The sequence below is a fragment of the Arthrobacter ginkgonis genome (assembly GCF_039540195.1).
Classification (GTDB): domain Bacteria; phylum Actinomycetota; class Actinomycetes; order Actinomycetales; family Micrococcaceae; genus Zafaria; species Zafaria ginkgonis.
In genome coordinates, this window is record NZ_BAABEO010000019.1 from 414,098 (window position 1) to 432,262 (window position 18,165).

Here is an 18,165-nt window from a genome sequence, read left to right on the forward strand (position 1 = left end):
CTTCAGTCATCGTCCGTCGTGCGGGCGCATGCCATCGTACACGGGGATCCCCACGTCCCGATGAAGAGATTTTTGCATATCAAGGGCCTGTTGCAGGATTTCCGCGGCCGCCACCTGGTCCACGACCTGGCGGTGCTTGCGCCCGTCCAGGCCCGCTTCGCGCAGCGAACGGTGGGCGCTGACCGTGGTCAGCCGCTCGTCGACAAGGCGCACCGTGGCGGCGGATCCGGCCGTCCGCAGCTCGGCGACCAGCGCCTCGGCGTAGGCGCGGGCCATGCGGGTGGACTCGGTGTCCCCCCCGCCCAGGGACCGGGGAAGTCCCACGAATACCTGCACCGCGTCACGTTCCGTCACAAGGGAGGCCAGCGCCCGCAGGTCGCTGCCCTTCTTCTCGTCCCTGCGCAGGGTCTTCAGCGGGGTTGCCAGCATCCCGTCGGGGTCGCAGGCCGCGACGCCGACGCGGGCCATGCCCACGTCGACGCCCAGCTTGACACCCCGCGGGAAGCCCGCGTCCATCGTCAGGACCGCTCCGCGATCTGGCGGACGACGGCGGCCAGCGCGTCGGCGATCTTGGCCGCGTCCTGCCCGCCGCCCTGGGCGACGTCGTCCTTGCCGCCGCCGCCGCCACCGAGGATTCCGGCGGCGGTGCGCACCAGGGCGCCCGCCTTGACTCCGGCCCCGCGGGCGGCTTCGTTGGTGGCGACCAGCACGAGCGGGCGTCCGTTGGCCACGCCGGCGAGGGCCACCGTGGCGGCCTCGGACCCGAGGCGGCCACGCAGGTCCAGCGCCAGGCCGCGCAGGTCGTCCGCGGAGGCGACCGCGCCGGCGTCGTGCGCCAGGACGCGCACCCCGGCGACGTCCACGGACTGGGTCAGCAGGCGGCCGGCCTCGGCGGCCAGCTGCTCCTTGCGCAGCCTTTCGAGTTCCTTCTCGGCGGCCTTGAGCTTGGCCACCGTCGTGGAAACGCGCTCGGCGAGCTGGTTGGAGGGCACGCGGAACATCTCGGAGAGCTCGGAGACCAGGGCGCGTTCGGCGGCACCGTGGCGGAACGCCTCCATGCCGACGAGGGCCTCGACGCGGCGGTTGCCGGAACCGACGGACTGCTCGCCGAGCAGGGTCAGCTGGGCGATCTGGGCGGTGGAGGCCACGTGGGTGCCACCGCAGAACTCGCGGGACCACTCGCCGTCCATCTCGACCACCCGCACGGTGTTGCCGTACTTCTCGCCGAACAGGCTGGTCGCGCCCAGGGCCTTGGCCTCGGCCAGCGGCATGACGCGGGTGAGGACCTCGTGGTTGTTGCGGATCGCCAGGTTCGCGACCTCCTCCACCTCGCTGCGCGCGGCGGCGGACATGCCTTCGCTCCAGGTGAAGTCGAAGCGCAGGTAGCCGGCCTTGTTGAAGGAACCGGACTGCAGCGCCTCCGGGCCGAGGATCTGGTGCAGGGCGGCGTGGATGATGTGCGTGGCGGAGTGGGCCTGCTCGCCGGAGTGGCGGCGCTGCCGGTCGACCTCGGCCAGGACGCGCGCGTCGGCGGGCAGCTCGCCCTCGCGGACGATCGCGCGGTGCACGTTCAGGCCCTTGATCGGCGACTGCACGTCGAGGACCTCGACGACGAAGCCGTCGCCGGTGACCAGGCCGACGTCGCCGGCCTGGCCGCCCGCCTCGGCGTAGAAGGGGGTCTCGTTCAGGACCAGCTCGATCTCGTCGCCCTGGGTGGCGAAGGGAACCAGCTGGCCGGCGCGGACGATGCCGCGGACGGCGGACTCGGTGGAGAGTTCGTCGTAGCCGGTGAAGACGACGTCGCCGGCGGAGTGCAGCTGGGTGAAGACCGTCAGGTCGGCGTGGCCGGCCTTCTTCTGGCGGGCGTCCTTCTGGGCGCGTTCGCGCTGTTCGGTCATCAGCTTGCGGAAGGTCGACTCGTCCACGGCCAGGCCGGCCTCGGCCGCCATCTCCAGGGTCAGGTCGATCGGGAAGCCGTAGGTGTCGTGCAGCGCGAAGGCGTCCTCGCCCGAGAGCTGGGCGCCGGCCGCCTTGGAGGCCACGACTGCCTCCTCCAGGCGTGCGGTGCCGCTGGCGATGGTGCGCAGGAACGCCTTCTCCTCGGCGTAGGCGATGCGGGAGATGCGCGCGAAGTCGCTCTCCACCTCCGGGTAGACGCCCTTCATCGCGTCGCGGGAGGCCGGGAGCAGTTCGGGCAGCACGGCCGTCTCGACGCCGAGCAGGCGCATGGCGCGCACCGCGCGGCGGATCAGGCGGCGCAGCACGTAGCCGCGGCCCTCGTTCGAGGGCACCACGCCGTCGGAGATGAGCATCAGGGAGGAGCGGACGTGGTCGGCGACCACACGCATGCGCACGTCGTCGGTGTGGTGCGGGTCGGCGGGGTCCTCGGTGGAGGTGTACTCCTTGCCGGAGAGCTCGGCGGCCTTGTCCAGCACCGGACGGACCTGGTCGGTCTCGTACATGTTCTCGACGCCCTGCAGGATCATCGCCAGGCGCTCCAGGCCCAGGCCGGTATCGATGTTCTTCTTCGGCAGTTCGCCGAGGATCTCGAAGTCCTCCTTGCCGATGCCCTCGCCGCGCTGGTACTGCATGAAGACCAGGTTCCAGATCTCCACGTAGCGGGTGTCGTCGGCCTCCGGCCCGCCCTCGATGCCGTAGGCGGGGCCGCGGTCGTAGAAGATCTCGGAGCAGGGACCGGCGGGGCCGGGCTGGCCGGTGGACCAGTAGTTGTCCTTCTTGCCGAACTTCTGGATGCGCTCGACCGGCAGGCCGATCTTGTCGCGCCAGATCGCCAGGGCCTCGTCGTCCTCGTGGTAGACGGTAACCCACAGGCGGTCCACCGGAAGGCCGAAGCCGCCCTGCTCCACCGGGGTGGTCAGCAGCTCCCACGCGTAGGAGATGGCCCCTTCCTTGAAGTAGTCGCCGAAGGAGAAGTTGCCGCACATCTGGAAGAAGGTGCCGTGGCGGACGGTCTTGCCGACCTCGTCGATGTCACCGGTGCGGATGCACTTCTGGACGCTGGTGGCGCGGCTGTAGGGGGGCTCTTCGCGGGCCGTCAGGTACGGGATGAACGGAACCATGCCGGCCACCGTGAATAGCAGGGAGGGGTCGCTGGAGACCAGCGAGGCGCTCGGCGCGGCGGTGTGTCCCTTGGCGACGAAGAAGTCGATCCACCGGCGGGCGATGTCCTGCGATTTCATTGTGTCCTTTGGTCCCTTCATGGTTCGGGGTAGGTCGTGGGCCCGGCCTAGTGGCGGCGGGTGCCCGGAATGGCGTCGGCGTCGGAGATCCCGAGGGCGGCGCGCAGCTCGGTTTCCCGGCTGGCCATGCCCTCGCGGAACGCGTAGGCGACATCGTGGAGGCCGTCGGCCACGCGGCCGACGGTGCGGTTGAGGCCTTCGGCCGAGGCGGCGTCCCGGATCTGGATGATCCTGCGCGCGGCCAGGGCACCGATGCCAACACCGATGCCCACCCAGAGAATGCGTTTGAACATGTGGTTCCCCCTAGCGGCTGCGCCGGCCCTTGCCGGTCGGCCGGACCGCCAAGGCGGAGCGGACGCCGTGCGAGAACGCGGCAACCTTGATCAGCGGTGAGCCCAGCGTGGCGGCGGCCAGCGAGGACAGGGCGGTGACGTTGGCGGAGGCGTCGGAGACGTTGCTGGTGATCCCGTCGACCTTGCGCAGCTGCTCGTTGGTGGTGGTCACGGTGGTGGTGACCTCCTCCAGGAGCGGGCTGGTGCCGTCCGAGAGCTCACGCACGGCGAGGCGAAGCTCGTCGAACACCTTGCCCAGCTTCCAGACGGGGACGGCCAGCAAGGCCACCAGCACCGCAAAGACGCCGGCGGCGATCAGCCCGGCGATGTCGGACCCTGTCATATCAACTGCTCCTTGCGATTCGGCACTACCAACGGTAGACAACACTACCGGTCGTTGCTTGCTGCCACCGCGTCGGGGCGGAAACCACTGAGCCCGCGGCACGGGGCCGCGGGCTCAGTGGTGTGCTTGGCGCACTTCCGCTCACGCGGGAGTGGTGCCTAGCGTGCGTAGTACTCGACGACGAGGTTCTCTTCGCAGGTCACGGGGACCTCGGAGCGCTTCGGGCGGCGCACCAGGGTGGCCTGCAGCGACTCCAGCTTGACGTCCAGGTAGCCCGGAACGGCCGGCAGGACGTCGCGGTGGGCGCCGGCGGCGGCGATCTGGAACGGACCCATCTTCTCGGAACGCTCGTGCACGTGCACCAGCTGGCCCGGGGTGACGCGGAACGAGGGGCGGTCCACGCGGGCGCCGTCAACCAGGATGTGGCGGTGCACAACCAGCTGGCGGGCCTGGGAGATGGTGCGGGCGAAGCCGGCACGCAGGACCAGGGCGTCCAGGCGCATTTCCAGCAGCTCGACCAGGTTCTCACCGGTCAGGCCGGCGGTGCGGCGGGCTTCCTCGAAGACGCGGGTCATCTGCGCCTCGCGGATGCCGTACTGGGCGCGCAGGCGCTGCTTTTCGCGCAGACGCACGGCGTAGTCGGAGTCCTGCTTCTTACGGGCACGGCCGTGCTGGCCGGGGCCGTACGGGCGGCGCTCCATGTACTTTTCGGCCTTGGGGGTAAGGGCGATGCCGAGGGCACGCGAAATGCGGACCTTGCGGCGGGCACGGGTGTTGTTAGCCACGGGTGTCCTTTTCTGTACGGCGGCTTGAATTGCTCTGGCCTCCAGGAGGGAGAGTGAGGGGAAGCCGCTCCCCTGCTACTACAGCGCGTCCCCGGGCACCCGGAAGGGTGTTGCGCTTGCGCAGCAAAGGAGGACGGCTTGCCAGCCAAAGATCCATCCTAGCACCAGGGCGGCCCGCTAGCCGCCGCGGACGATCCGGCGCACCCGCTCGAGGCGCTCCGCGATGGCGCGTTCTGCCCCGTTGGCCGTGGGCAGGTAGTAGTTCCGGCCGACCAGGTCGTCCGGCGGGTACTGCTGGCGGGCGATGCCATGCGGCTCGTCGTGGGCGTAGACGTAGCCCTTGCCGTGCCCCAGCTGTCCGGCCCCCGGGTAGTGGGCATCGCGCAGGTGGGCCGGAATCCCCTGGCCGCGGCCGGCCCGCACGTCGGCGATGGCGGCGTTGATCCCGTTGTAGGCGGCGTTGGACTTCGGGGCCGCCGCCAGGTGGACCACCGCGTGGCCCAGGATGATGCGCGCCTCCGGCATGCCGATCAGCTGGACCGCCTGGGCCGCCGCGACGGCCGTCTGCAGCGCGGTGGGGTCTGCCATGCCGATGTCCTCGGAGGCGCTGATCATCAGCCGCCGGGCGATGAACCGCGGGTCCTCCCCCGCCTCCAGCATGCGGGCTAGGTAGTGGAGCGAAGCATCCACGTCGGAGCCGCGGATCGACTTGATGAAGGCGCTGGCCACGTCGTAGTGCTGATCCCCCGCCCGGTCGTAGCGCTGCACCGCGGCATCCATGGCCCGCTCGGCGTGGACGGCGTCGATCCTGACGGTGTCGGCGCCGCTCTCGGCGGCCTCGCCCCAGGCGACGCCGGCCGCGGCCTCGAGCGCGGTCAGGGAACGGCGGGCATCCCCGCCGGAGAGCCGCACCAGGTGCTCCAGCGCGTCGTCGGCCAGCTCAACGGTGCCGCCCAGGCCGCGTTCGTCGGCCACGGCCCGGAGCAGCAGCTGCCTGATGTCCTCTTCCTCCAGGGGCTTGAGCGTGAGCATCAGGGAGCGGGAAAGCAGCGGGGAGACGACCGAGAAGGACGGGTTCTCGGTCGTGGCGGCCACCAGCACGACCCACCGGTTTTCGACGCCGGGCAGCAGCGCGTCCTGCTGGGCCTTGTTGAAGCGGTGGATCTCGTCCAGGAACAGCACCGTGGTGCGTCCGTGCAGGTCGCGGTCCGTCAGCGCCTGGTCCATCACCCGGCGCACGTCCTTAACGCCGGCGGTGATTGCGCTGAGTTCAACGAACTTCCGGCCGGAGCCGCGCGCGATGACGTGCGCCAGCGTCGTCTTGCCGGTGCCCGGCGGGCCCCACAGGATGATGCTGGCCGGCCCCGCCGGCCCGGATCCGTCCACTCCCGCCAGCTGGCGCAGCGGAGATCCCGATTTGAGCAGGTGCGTCTGTCCCACCAGTTCGTCCAGCGTGCGGGGGCGCATGCGCACGGCCAGCGGGGCCCGGGGCCGCCCCGGAACATCTCCGGCCGGCTCGGTCCCGAAGTCGTCCTCATCCGCCATGCTGAACAAATCACTCACGGCCCCCAGTCTAGGAGCCGAGGGGCCCGTGCCGAGCGAAGCGAGGTGCGGGAGGCTTCTGGACGCCGGGTTGTCGTTGAGTCAGGTCCGAGGAGCCCGCGATCTCCCGTTTGCCGGCGTCCTACTGTTCGTGGGGCCGGGAAACGGTGGACTGGAAGCTGTCCCAGAGCATGCGCAGGGTGCGCAGCCGCTCGCGGCCGGAGGCGGTGAGCGCGTAGACCTTGCGGCCGGGCGCGCCCCGGCCCTCCTTCCACGCACCGCGGATGTAGCCGGCCTCCTCCAGCTTGCCGAGGGCCGGATACAGGGTGGCCCCCTTCAGCGGGGAGAATCCGCGCTCCTCCAGCTTCTTCGCCAGGGCGTAGCCGTGGTTCGATCCGTTCTCCAGCCCGGCCAAGAGGCACATCGGCAGCAGGGCGCGTTGCCACGTGCCCGGGTAGCGCGGGAATCCCCCGGTCTCAGCGGGCATGGTGATGCCCCCCGTCCCTCTGGAGATTGTTTGGGCATGAGTTTGGGTGGGGCTGGAACCGCATGCGAGACTCCAATCAAGTAAGTCAGAAACCGATCTAGATTTCTAATAACTCTAAGGCATTGCCGCAGAAAAATCACGCATGCCGCGTATGGATTTCCGGGCCTGGCGGATCCATGCGCTCCGCGGGACGAACAGGATGCCGGCGCAGTGCGCATGCTCCCGCGTTCCCCGTATGGCGTCGCGTCCGCCTGCACGCGACGCCACGGCATGCAGACCGCCAGGCGTTCGGCCGACCCTCCACTCCCCCGCCGGCGCCGATCCCCTGCCAGCGGTCCCGCCGCCCTGGCCGTTCGACACATCCGATGCCACGGACCTGCGCCGGCGTCGAACGGCGGCCCCGTGCGCCTGCTCCCGATCGATCCAGCCCACCGGGCATCGCGCCCCGGGGATTCAGGCAGCGCCGACCAGTCGTGTACACCACCCGGCCCCTCCCCCTCCATGGCGTTTTTGGGGAAAGGATTGTCATTCTGCTGGGCCGCATCCAATCAAGGATACTAGTCCAAAATTCGATCTAGCATAACTATCCGAGTGCAAGAGAACGGATCCCTGCGCCACAAGTCCCAACCACTCAGCATCAGCCGTGCGAACCAGGCACCACCTCCCCCCACCCGCTGCGGCACCCCCCGCAAACCACCGGACTCCCCGGTTCCGTCCCTGCACCATCCCCCGAGGCCGCCGCCCCTGCCACTCCTCCTCGCGCACCGCTGCGTAGCGACACTCCCCTGCGGCGAACTCGCATCACTCCGCCACGAGCCGGCCGACACCTGGCCTGGCGGGCCAACGCGCCCACTCGATGGCGACCCCTCCCCGATTTACCCATGCGCCTATACCCGCGCGCCGCCCCTCCCCTCGGGGCTGCTTTTACGAATGGCCGGGTGGGCTCGTGGGCCGCAACCGGCAGAGGTTTACTAGTCCAAAATCCGATCTAGCATGCATAACGGAATGCAGGGGAGCGGATCCCCGGTTCCACCGGCCCCCTTTCACCCCAGGGACCCCTGCCTCGCCGCGTTGCTTCAACCCCGCACTGTCGTATCGCCGCACCGTTGCATCCCCGCACTTTCGTATCCCCGCGCCATTTCGCCGCGGCTTCCTCCGCCTGCCGCCGCCCTGCGCCAGTCTCCGCGCAACAAGTCCCCGCCCCACCTCCTCCGCGCCCCTGCCGCACGGCATCACTGCCGCAACCCGGCGGCTCGAGTGGACCAGGGCCCACTGGGCGGACGCCATGCCCCACTCGCTCCCCCGGCACGCCGACCCGCGGGCGCCCCTCTCCCTCCGGGCTGCTTTCCGGAAAGACCGGCTGCCGCGGTGAGCCGCAATCGACAGGACCAGCTAGTACGGAAACCGATCTAGCATAATTAACTGAACTCAGGGGAGCGGATCCCCCCCTCCCCACAAGCCACAATCTGGCAGACACAAAAGGCGGGGCGGTGCCCACGCAACCCGTGTTGCGTGGGCACCGCCCCGCCGTCGTTCTGCGGGCCGGACGCCCCGTGCGGCCGCCCTGCCCGCCGGGCCCTACTTGGCCTCGGCAGCTTCCTTCTGGGCGTCTTCCTTCTTGGACTCGGCCTTCTTCGGCTCCGGCTTGGCGTCCACGCCCGCCTCCTTGCGCTGCTGCGGCGTGATCGGGGCCGGAGCAGCGGTCAGCGGATCGAAGCCGCCGCCGGTCTTCGGGAACGCGATGACCTCGCGGATGGAATCCTCGCCGGCCAGCAGTGCCACGACGCGGTCCCAGCCGAAGGCGATGCCGCCGTGCGGCGGGGCGCCGTACTTGAAGCCCTCAAGCAGGAACCCGAACTTCTCGTTCGCGTCTTCCTCGTCGATGCCCATCATCTTGAAGACGCGCTCCTGGATGTCCGCGCGGTGGATGCGGATGGAGCCGCCGCCGATCTCGTTGCCGTTGCAGACGATGTCGTACGCGTAGGCGAGGGCGTTCTCCGGGTCGGTGTCGAACGTGTCGATGAACTCCGGCTTCGGGGAGGTGAAGGCGTGGTGCACGGCGGTCCACTTGCCGGCGCCGACGGCAACGTCGCCGGACGCGACGGCGGCCTCGGCCGCCTCGAACAGCGGCGCGTCGACGACCCACACGAAGGCCCAGTCGCCGTCGTTGATCAGGCCGGTGCGGTGGCCGATCTCCACGCGGGCGGCACCAAGCAGCGCGCGGGCCTCGTGCCTGGAGCCGGCGGCGAAGAAGATGCAGTCGCCGGGGTTGGCGCCGACGGTGGAGGCGAGGTTCTCGCGCTCGAAGTCGGTCAGATTCTTGGCCACCGGGCCGGTCAGCTCGCCGGACTCCTGGACCAGGACGTAGGCCAGGCCCTTGGCGCCGCGCTGCTTGGCCCATTCCTGCCACGCGTCGAGGGTGCGGCGGGCCTGCGAGGCGCCGCCGGGCATGACCACGGCGCCGACGTACGGGGCCTGGAACACGCGGAAGGTGGTGTCCTTGAAGAAGTCGGTGAGCTCGGTCAGCTCCAGTCCGAAGCGCAGGTCAGGCTTGTCGGAGCCGTACTTGTGCATGGCCTCGGCATAGGTCATGCGGCGGATCGGGGTCGGGATCTCGACGTCGATCAGCTGCCACAGCGCCTTCACGATGGACTCGCCGAGGGCGATGATGTCGTCCTGCTCGACGAACGAGGCCTCGATGTCCAGCTGGGTGAACTCCGGCTGGCGGTCGGCGCGGAAGTCCTCGTCACGGTAGCAGCGAGCGATCTGGTAGTACTTCTCAAACCCGCCCACCTGCAGCAGCTGCTTGAACAGCTGGGGAGACTGCGGCAGCGCGTACCACGCACCCGGGGCCAGGCGCGCCGGCACCAGGAAGTCGCGGGCGCCTTCCGGGGTGGAACGGGTCAGCGTCGGCGTTTCGATCTCGACGAACCCGTCCTTGTGCAGCAGCTCGCGGGCGACGCGGTTGGCCTCCGAACGCAGGCGGATGTTGGCGTTCGGCGCCGGGCGGCGCAGGTCCAGGTAGCGGTGGCGCAGGCGCGCCTCCTCGCCGACCTCGACGTGCTCGTCGATCTGGAACGGCAGCGGGGCGGCGGTGTTGAGCACGACGACGGTTTCGGCGATGACCTCCACCTCGCCGGTGGCCAGGGCCGGGTTCTCGTTGCCCTCCGGACGGCGCTCGACGGTGCCGGTCACCTGCAGGACGAACTCGTTGCGCAGGTGGTGGAAGTCGGCTTCGTCGCGGACCACGATCTGGGAAACGCCGGAGGCGTCGCGCAGGTCGACGAAGGCGACGCCTCCGTGGTCGCGGCGGCGGGCCACCCAGCCGGCCAGGGTCACGGTCTGTCCAATGTGCTCGGCCCTGAGGGATCCCAGGTCATGAGTGCGCAGCACTACGGTCCTTTCGGAGGGGAAACGCCCGCGGCGACGCAAGGCGGCGGAGGGGCGGTGTGGTTTGATCAATCCCGATCGAGTTTACCGCCACCGGCGCCCGATGGTTGCGCCGGCTGCGGCCGCCCCTCCCCGCCCTTGCGTCCGATCCACTCACGGAACTCCCCGCCGAAAGTCCACGAGGTGCCCGCATGGCCGCAACGCCCGCCCGCCCCGCTCCCCTGCGGCGTTCCCTTGGCGTCGTCGACGCCACCACGCTGGGCGTCGGGTCCATGGTCGGGGCCGGGGTGTTCGTGGTCCTCTCCCCCGTGGCGGCCCGCGCCGGCGGCCTGCTGTGGGCCGCGCTGCTGGCCGCGGCAGGCATCGCGGTCGCCAACGCCTTGGCCGTCGCGGCCCTGGCGGCGGCGCATCCGGCCAGCGGCGGGGCCTACCTGTACGGGCGGCTCCGGCTCGGCCAGTGGCCCGGCTTCGTGGCCGGCTGGGGGTTCGTCACCGGCAAGACGGCCTCCTGCGCCGCCATGGCCTACACGTTCGCCACCTACGCGGCCCCCGGGGTGGCCGTCCCGCTGGCGATCGGCGCGGTGGCCGCGGTGACCGGCGTGAACCTGTTGGGCATCACCCGCACCGCCGGCGCGGCGCGCCTCCTCGTGGCGCCGGTAGTGGGGCTGCTGGCGTTCGTCGTGGCGGCGTCGTTCGCCGCGCCCCGGCCCGCGGAGCCCCCGCCGGCCGCTGAGCAGCCGACGGCCTGGGCGGTGCTGCAGGCAGCCGGCCTGCTGTTCTTCGCGTTCGCCGGCTACGCGCGCGTCGCCACCCTGGGCGAGGAGGTGAGGGACCCCGAACGGACCATCCCGGCGGCGATCGCCCTGGCGCTGGGCTTCACGCTGGTCCTCTACGGGCTTCTGGCCGCCGCGCTGGTCCATCTGCTGGGCGTCGGGGGCCTGGCCGCGGCCACCGCCCCCGTGCGCGAGGCGGTGGTTTTGCTCGGCGCTCCCGCGTGGCTGGCGGCGGCCGGGGCGGCCCTGGCCAGCCTCGGGGCCCTGATGGCGCTGGTGGCCGGCATCTCCCGCACGGCGCTGGCGATGGCCCGCGAAGGCGACCTTCCCGGCCGCTTCGCCGCCGTTTCGGCCAAGCGCTCGGTGCCGTGGCTTGCCGAGGTGTCCGTGGCGGCGGTGGTCGTTGTGCTGCTGCTGTCCACCGACGCGACCACGATCATCGGCTTCTCCAGCTTCGGCGTGCTGGTCTACTACGCGGTCGCGAACGCCTCCGCGCTGACCCTGCCGCCGCGGGCCCGCACGGAGCGGGCCCGGCGGCAGCCGGAGCGGCCGTGGTACTGCCCGCGGTGGCTGAACGCCGCGGGCCTGGCCGGATGCCTGCTGCTGGCGTTCACGCTGCCCGGGGCCAGCGTGGCCACGATGCTGGCGGTGTTCGCCGCCGGCCTGGCCGGGCGGGCCGTTGCCCTCGCGGTGCGGCGGCGCGACGCCTAGGCGTAGTGCCTAGGCGGTCGCGGCGGCCGGCTCCGCGGCCGGGCGGACCTGCACCTGCAGGTCCTCGGCCGGCGGGGTCCAGCTCGCCGGGTCCGCGGCAACCTGCTCGCCGGAGCGGATGTCCTTGACCTCGTGGGCGCCGTCGGCGCCGGTGAACCAGACGAACGGGATGCCGCGGCGGTCCGCGTACTTGATCTGCTTGCCGAACTTCTCCGCCTTCGCGGCAACCTCGACGGCGATGCCGCGGGCGCGCAGGGCGGCGGCGATGTCCTGGGCCTCGGACCAGGAGTCGTCATGAGCCAGCGTGACCAGCACGGCGGTGGGGACGGAGCGGGTCGCGGCGGCGGTTTCCTCGGCGAGCATGCGGGACACCAGCCGGGTGACGCCGATGGACAGGCCCACGCCGGGGAAGGTGCGGTTGCCCTTGGAGGCGAGGGACTCGTAGCGGCCGCCCGAGCAGATGGAGCCGAGCTGCTCATGGCCGACCAGCACGGTTTCGTAGACGGTGCCGGTGTAGTAGTCCAGGCCGCGGGCGATCGAGAGGTCAGCGACCACCTGCCCGGGGGCGCGGGTGGAGGCCGCCCCGATCACCTGGGCGAGCTCGTCCAGGCCCTGGTCCAGGAGCGGGTGCTCGACGCCGAGGGCGCGGACCCGTTCGACGAACGAGGTGTCCGTGGTGCGGATGCCGGCCAGGGCCAGCGCGGCGGCGGCCTGCTCGTCGGTGGCGCCGAGTTCGGTCCGAAGCAGTTCGGCGACCTTCTCCGGGCCGATCTTCTCCAGCTTGTCGATGCTGCGCAGCACCCCGGCCGTGTCCGCAAGTCCCAGGCCCAGGTAAAAGCCCTCGGCCAGCTTGCGGTTGTTGACGCGCAGGCGGAACTCGCCGATCGGCAGCGCGGACAGCGCCTCGGCGATGACCAGCGCCAGCTCGACGTCGTAGCGGAAGGGCAGTTCGCCGTCGCCGACGACGTCGATGTCCGCCTGGGTGAATTCGCGGAAGCGGCCGTCCTGCGGGCGTTCGCCGCGCCACACCTTCTGGATCTGGTAGCGCCGGAACGGGAACGCGAGGTGTCCGGAATTCTCCACCACGTAGCGGGCGAACGGGACGGTGAGGTCGAAGTGCAGGGCCAGCGCGTTCGGATCCTGCCGGCCGGCCTCGCCTTCCTCGGCCTGCAGGCGGCTGAGCCCGTAGACCTCCTTGTCGATCTCGCCCTTGCGCAGCAGTTGGCCCACGGTCTCGACGGCGCGGGTTTCGATGTTGCTGAAGCCGTGGAGCTCGAAGGTCTTCCGCAGGGTGTCCAGAACGTGCAGTTCCACGAGTCGTTCGGCGGGCAGCCACTCGGGGAAGCCGGACAGGGAGGCCTTGCGTGCCATGGGTCGAATACTCCTTAGACGGTTCGCGTGGGCCGCGGGAGCGCGGGCCCGGCTTTCGTCGCAGGTCCCGCCGGTGCGGCGCGTGTCCCAGTCTAGACGCCGAGGGGCCCCGGCCGAGCGCAGCAAGGCGCGGGATGGCGGCCCGCCGCGGATCAAACTACCTGCGAACGGGGCGACTCGGTAGAGTGGCCGGTGATACTTGCGTCCCGGAACGGTTCCGGGGCCGATCCGAGCGAAAGAGTTCCAGCGGTGACCACCAGTCAGCAATCCGACGACAACGTCCAGCCCGCCACGACCGGCGAGGCCGCCCCGGCGGCCCCCGAAGCGGTTCCTGCGCCGTCCCCCGCCCCGACCAACGAGGCCGCCCCGGCGGCCCCCGAAACGGTCCCTGCGCCGTCCGCAGAGCCCTCGTCCGGCACGACCGACGAAGCCGCCCCGGCGGCCCCCGAAACGGTCCCTGCGCCGTCCGCAGAGCCCTCGTCCGGCACGACCGACGAAGCCGCCCCGGCGGCCCCCGAAACGGTCCCTGCCCCGTCGGCAGCCCCGTCTCCCGCTCCCTCCCCCGCAGCGCCGTCCCCGGCGGCACCCTCCCCGGCGGCTGTTGCCGGCGGCAAGCCGTCCCCGGCCGCCGTCGCCCGCCCGGCGAAGAAGGCCACGGCCCCCGTGGCGGCACCGCCGGCCTACAGCACTCCGCTGGAGGAAGCCGCGAAGTTCGGCCGCGTCACCGAGGACGGCCACGTGTTCGTCCTGGTCGAGGGCGAGGAGCACCCGGTGGGCCAGTACCCGGACGCGACCGCCGAGGAGGCGCTGGCGTACTTCGTGCGCAAGCACGACGACGTCGTCAGCCAGGTCATGCTGCTCGAACAGCGCGTCGCGGCGAAGGCGCCGAGCGCCGACATGGGCAAGACCGTGGACCACCTGGCCCAGACCGTTGCCGAAAAGAACATGGTCGGCGACCTTGCCGCCCTGCAGGTCCGCCTCGAGGCCCTGCGCGCCGGGGTTGGCGAACTGCAGAAGGCCGAGCAGGCCGCCGGCGAGGCGCGCCGCGCCGAGGAACTGGCGACCCGCGAGGCGATCGTCGCCGAGGCCGAGGAACTTGCCGCCAAGGACCCTTCGACGGTGCAGTGGAAGCAGGGCAGCACCCGGATGAACGAACTGTTCGAGCAGTGGAAGACCGCGCAGAAGAACGGTCCGCGCCTGGGTCGGGCCACCGAGGATTCGCTGTGGAAGCGCTTCCGCGGCGCCCGCACCACCTTCGACCGCCACCGCCGCGCGTTCTTCTCCCAGCTGGATTCGGACAACGCCGAGGCCAAGTCCGCCAAGGAGGCCCTGATCGCGCGCGCCGAGGAGCTCTCCCACTCCACCGACTGGGGCAACACCGCTGCCGAGTACCGGCGCCTGATGGACGAGTGGAAGGCCTCCAAGCGCGCCTCCCGCAAGGACGACGACGCCCTCTGGTCCCGCTTCCGCGCCGCGCAGGACGTCTTCTTCAACGCCCGCCAGGGCGCCAACGCCGCCCTGGACGAGGAGTTCGAGTCGAACCTGGCCGTCAAGGAGCAGCTGCTGACCGAGGCGCAGGCGCTGCTGCCGATCTCCGACCTGGCCGCCGCCAAGAAGTCCCTGGACTCCATCCGCGACCGCTGGGAGGCGGCCGGCAAGGTTCCGCGTGCGGCGATGCAGCGCGTCGAGGCCGGCCTGCGCCAGGTCGAGGACGCCGTGCGCAACGCCGAGGACGAGAAGTGGCGCCGGTCCAACCCGGAGACCAAGGCCCGCTCCAACAGCATGCTGAGCCAGCTGGAGGAGACCATCGCGTCCCTGGAAGCCGACCTGGATGCCGCCCGCGCCAAGGGCAACGAAGGCAAGATCCGCGCCGCCGAGGAGGCCCTGGAGGCCCGCCGGGCCTGGCTCGAGACGCTGCGCAAGTCCGCCGCGGACTTCCAGTAGCCACGCGGCCGGGCCGGCGGCCCGGCCGCTGATCCGGCCGGCCCGAGGGGGCGGCCGCCGATATCCACAATCGGCGGCCGCCCCCTGTTGCGTCCGGGCGCCCTTTGCGAGGGTGGACCCATGCCTGCCGCCAGTTCCGCCCCGCGACCCTTCCCGTATCCGGCCGATCCACGCCCCCACGATCCGTTTGCCAACGATCCGGCCCCCGGGATCTTCCTGCCCGGGGAGGTTTTTGCGGCCGCGGAACTGGCGGCCATGGCGTTGGAGGGCATTGTGCGGGAGGTGCTGCCACGCGCCTATGCTCCGGCCCGCGCACCGGACGGCCCCCACCTGCGGGCCGCCGCCGCCGGGCTGCTGGCCGGCAGGCGGCTGGGCGGCCAACGGAGGGGCGACAGGTGGTCAGGCGACAAATGGACAGGCGGCGGCGCGGTGGGAAGGCTGAGCGCGGCGTGGATCCACGGCTGCTGCCCGGCCCCGCAGCGGCTGGAGGTCCTGGTTCCCCGCTTCCACCGCCTGCCCGCGCACGCCGACCCGCTGCCGGTGCAGCTGAGCGAGGCGCGGCTGGGCGCGGAGGACATCGTGCGGATCGCCGGCGTGCCGGTGACCTCGCCGCCGCGAACCGCGGTGGACGTGGCGCTCTGCGGCCCCGAGGCGGAGTCGCTGGCGGTCCTGGCCCTCCTGCTCGCTGCGCCGGAACTGGGCTGCACGGGCCAGGCGGTGCTGGACCTGCTGGAGGGCCAGGCCCGCCGGCCCGGCAAGCTGCGGGCCCGCGAACGGATCGAGCGGGTGCTGGGCGCGGGAGCCTAGCACCCGCCCGGTCCGGGCGGGTGCGGTGCGCTAGATGCGGCGCTGGCCCGCCGTCGTGCGGTACACGTCGTAGACCCCGTCGATGCGGCGCACCGCGTTCAGCACGTGGTGCAGGTACTTCGTGTCGCCCATCTCGAACGAGAACCGGGACATGGCCACCCGGTCGCGGGTGGTGTTCACGCTCGCGGCGAGGATGTTGACGTGGTTGTCGGAAAGGACCTTGGTCACGTCTGAGAGCAGGGACTTGCGGTCCAGGGCCTCCACCTGGATCTCCACCAGGAAGACGCTGGACTTGGTCGGCGCCCACTGGACGTCGACGATCCGGTCCGGTTCGGAGAGCAGCTCCTGCAGGTTGACGCAGTCGGTACGGTGCACGGAGACGCCCGAACCGCGGGTCACGAAGCCCTTGATCGGGTCCGGCGGGACCGGGGTGCAACAGCGGGCCAGTTTGGCCAGCACGTCGCCGGCGCCCTGGACGATGACGCCCGAGTCGGAGGCCTTGTGCCGCTGCGGGACGTTGACGATCGAGGTCTCGTCGAACGCCGTGTCCTCGACGTGGGCCGGACCCACCAGCGCCGTGAGGTGCTCGATGACGTTCTGCGCGGACGTGTGCCCGTCGCCGACCGCGGCGTAGAGGGCGGTGATGTCGGTGTGCCGCAGCTCGTGCGCGACGGCCGTGAGGGTGTCGTGCGTCATCAGCTTCTGCAGCGGCAGGTTGTTCTTCCGCAGCGCCTTGGTGAGCAGGTCCTTGCCCTTGTCGATCGCCTCCTCGCGGCGTTCGCGGGTGAACCACTGGCGGATCTTGTTACGGGCGCGGGCGCTCTTGACGAAGCCCTGCCAGTCCTGGCTGGGGCCGGCACCCTCGGCCTTGGAGGTGAAGATCTCCACCCAGTCGCCGTGGTTGAGCTCGCTGTTGAGCGGAACCAGCTTGCCGTTGACGCGGGCGCCGATGGTGCGGTGCCCCACCTCGGTGTGCACGGCATAGGCGAAGTCCACCGGGGTGGACCCTGCCGGCAGGGCCATGACCTCGCCCTTGGGGGTGAACACGAACACCTCGGCGGCATTGATCTCGAAGCGCAGCGAGTCCAGGAACTCGCCCGGATCGCGGGTTTCCTGCTGCCAGTCGAGCAGGCTGCGCAGCCAGCCCATGTCCGTCCCGTCGGGGCCGTCCTCGGTCTTGGCTCCGGGGTTCTTGTACTTCCAGTGCGCGGCCACGCCGTACTCGGCCCGGCGGTGCATGTCGTGGGTCCGGATCTGGATCTCCACCGGCTTGCCGCCGGGGCCGATCACCGTGGTGTGCAGCGACTGGTACATGTTGAACTTCGGCATCGCGATGTAGTCCTTGAACCGGCCGGGCAGCGGGTTCCAGCGCGCGTGCAGCGAGCCGAGGGTCGCGTAGCAGTCGCGGACCGAGTCCACGAGCACGCGCACTCCCATCAGGTCGTGGATGTCGTTGAACTCCTTCCCGCGCACGATCATTTTCTGGTAGATCGAGTAGTAGTGCTTGGGCCGGCCGGTGATGGTCGCCTTGATCCGCGCCTGGTGCAGGTCCTCGCCGATCTGGGAGCGGACCGTGGAGAGGTACTTCTCGCGCTCGGGGGTGCGGTCCCCCACCATGCGCACGATCTCCTCGTACACCTTCGGGTGCAGCGCGGCGAAGGAGAGATCCTCCAGTTCCCACTTGATGGTGTTCATGCCCAGGCGGTGGGCCAGCGGGGCGAAGATCTCCAGCGTTTCGCGGGCCTTCTTCGCGCTGGACTCCGGGGAGACGTAGCGCCAGGTGCGGGCGTTGTGCAGCCGGTCGGCGAGCTTGATCAGCAGCACCCTGATGTCCTTGGACATCGCCACGACCATTTTCCGGACGGTCTCCGCCTGCGCGGCCTCGCCGAACTGGACCTTGTCCAGCTTGGTGACCCCGTCCACGAGCATGGCGACCTCGGGGCCGAACTCGCGGCGCAGGTCGTCGAGGGAGTAGGAGGTGTCCTCGACGGTGTCGTGCAGCAGCGCGGCGGCCAGGGTGGTCCCGGTCATGCCCATTTCGGCAAGGATCGTGGCCACGGCCACCGGGTGGGTGATGTACGGGTCGCCGCTCTTGCGCTTCTGCCCCTCGTGGTAGCGCTCGGCCACCGCGTAGGCGCGGGTGATCAGCTCCAGGTCCTCGCGCGGGCTGTTGGCGCGGACGGTGCGCAGCAGGGGTTCGAGGATCGGCGGCTGCCCGGACGGGTTGCGCCCGGCCAGCCGGGCCAGGCGCGACATGGCGCGCTCCCTGCGGCCGGGCACCGGACGGCCCGAAGGCTGCGGCCCCGGAGCCGCGTGGATGGGCTGTTCAGCCATGGCTGCTCCTTTCACTGCGGACCGTGTGGGCGGATCCTCCGGCCTGACAACCGCCTGTCCGGACCCGGTGGGAACATCCCCGGCTGACAGGCGGTGAATCTAGGGTATAGCAACGGAACCCCAACGATGGCGGGAACGACGGCGGG

General features: G+C 70.9%; 13 protein-coding genes. 3 read left to right on the plus strand and 10 right to left on the minus strand.

Going from position 1 to position 18,165, the window contains the following annotated elements:
• Positions 1-6: 6 nt before the first annotated feature.
• The 8 genes from ruvX to aspS form a co-directional block, all read right to left on the minus strand.
• Positions 7-516: a Holliday junction resolvase RuvX gene (gene ruvX / locus ABD912_RS14990; protein WP_345151935.1), complete on the minus strand. Its 510-nt coding sequence runs from the start codon at positions 514-516 to the stop codon at positions 7-9.
• Positions 517-518: 2 nt separating this feature from the next.
• Entirely contained in the window at positions 519-3,200 is a 2,682-nt protein-coding gene (gene alaS, locus ABD912_RS14995; protein ID WP_345151937.1) for an alanine--tRNA ligase, read from the minus strand.
• Between the two features lie 47 nt (positions 3,201-3,247).
• Positions 3,248-3,493 carry a hypothetical protein gene (locus tag ABD912_RS15000; RefSeq protein WP_345151940.1) on the minus strand — a complete coding sequence of 82 codons (246 nt, stop codon included), beginning with the start codon at positions 3,491-3,493 and terminating at the stop codon, positions 3,248-3,250.
• A gap of 10 nt (positions 3,494-3,503) precedes the next feature.
• Positions 3,504-3,875: a DUF948 domain-containing protein gene (locus ABD912_RS15005; RefSeq protein WP_345151942.1), complete on the minus strand. Its 372-nt coding sequence runs from the start codon at positions 3,873-3,875 to the stop codon at positions 3,504-3,506.
• Positions 3,876-4,033: 158 nt separating this feature from the next.
• The gene (gene rpsD, locus ABD912_RS15010) at positions 4,034-4,660 is read right to left on the minus strand and encodes a 30S ribosomal protein S4 (RefSeq protein ID WP_345151944.1); all 627 of its coding nucleotides are present in this window, start codon (positions 4,658-4,660) and stop codon (positions 4,034-4,036) included.
• A gap of 177 nt (positions 4,661-4,837) precedes the next feature.
• On the minus strand, positions 4,838-6,223 hold the full coding sequence (locus ABD912_RS15015) for a replication-associated recombination protein A (RefSeq protein ID WP_425548076.1): 1,386 nt from the start codon (positions 6,221-6,223) through the stop codon (positions 4,838-4,840).
• Between the two features lie 121 nt (positions 6,224-6,344).
• On the minus strand, positions 6,345-6,689 hold the full coding sequence (locus ABD912_RS15020; protein WP_149955821.1) for a PadR family transcriptional regulator: 345 nt from the start codon (positions 6,687-6,689) through the stop codon (positions 6,345-6,347).
• A 1,578-nt stretch (positions 6,690-8,267) separates the two neighbouring features.
• Positions 8,268-10,082 carry an aspartate--tRNA ligase gene (aspS, locus tag ABD912_RS15025; RefSeq protein WP_345151947.1) on the minus strand — a complete coding sequence of 605 codons (1,815 nt, stop codon included), beginning with the start codon at positions 10,080-10,082 and terminating at the stop codon, positions 8,268-8,270.
• 188 nt (positions 10,083-10,270) lie between these two features.
• Between aspS and ABD912_RS15030 the strand changes: the two genes are divergently transcribed.
• Positions 10,271-11,563, plus strand: a complete 1,293-nt coding sequence (locus tag ABD912_RS15030) for an APC family permease (protein ID WP_345151949.1) — start codon at positions 10,271-10,273, stop codon at positions 11,561-11,563.
• Between the two features lie 9 nt (positions 11,564-11,572).
• Here the strand turns inward: ABD912_RS15030 and hisS are convergent, their stop codons facing one another.
• Positions 11,573-12,934, minus strand: a complete 1,362-nt coding sequence (hisS, locus tag ABD912_RS15035) for a histidine--tRNA ligase (RefSeq protein ID WP_345151951.1) — start codon at positions 12,932-12,934, stop codon at positions 11,573-11,575.
• A gap of 249 nt (positions 12,935-13,183) precedes the next feature.
• Between hisS and ABD912_RS15040 the strand changes: the two genes are divergently transcribed.
• Together ABD912_RS15040 and ABD912_RS15045 are read left to right on the plus strand one after the other, a co-directional pair.
• Positions 13,184-14,878, plus strand: coding sequence for a DUF349 domain-containing protein (locus tag ABD912_RS15040; RefSeq protein WP_345151953.1), 1,695 nt, complete (start codon positions 13,184-13,186; stop codon positions 14,876-14,878).
• Between the two features lie 120 nt (positions 14,879-14,998).
• A complete protein-coding gene (locus ABD912_RS15045; RefSeq protein ID WP_345151955.1) occupies positions 14,999-15,685 on the plus strand; it encodes a type IV toxin-antitoxin system AbiEi family antitoxin in 687 nt (228 codons plus the stop codon).
• Positions 15,686-15,715: 30 nt separating this feature from the next.
• Here the strand turns inward: ABD912_RS15045 and ABD912_RS15050 are convergent, their stop codons facing one another.
• Entirely contained in the window at positions 15,716-18,019 is a 2,304-nt protein-coding gene (locus ABD912_RS15050) for a RelA/SpoT family protein (RefSeq protein WP_345151957.1), read from the minus strand.
• Between the last annotated feature and the right edge of the window lie 146 nt (positions 18,020-18,165).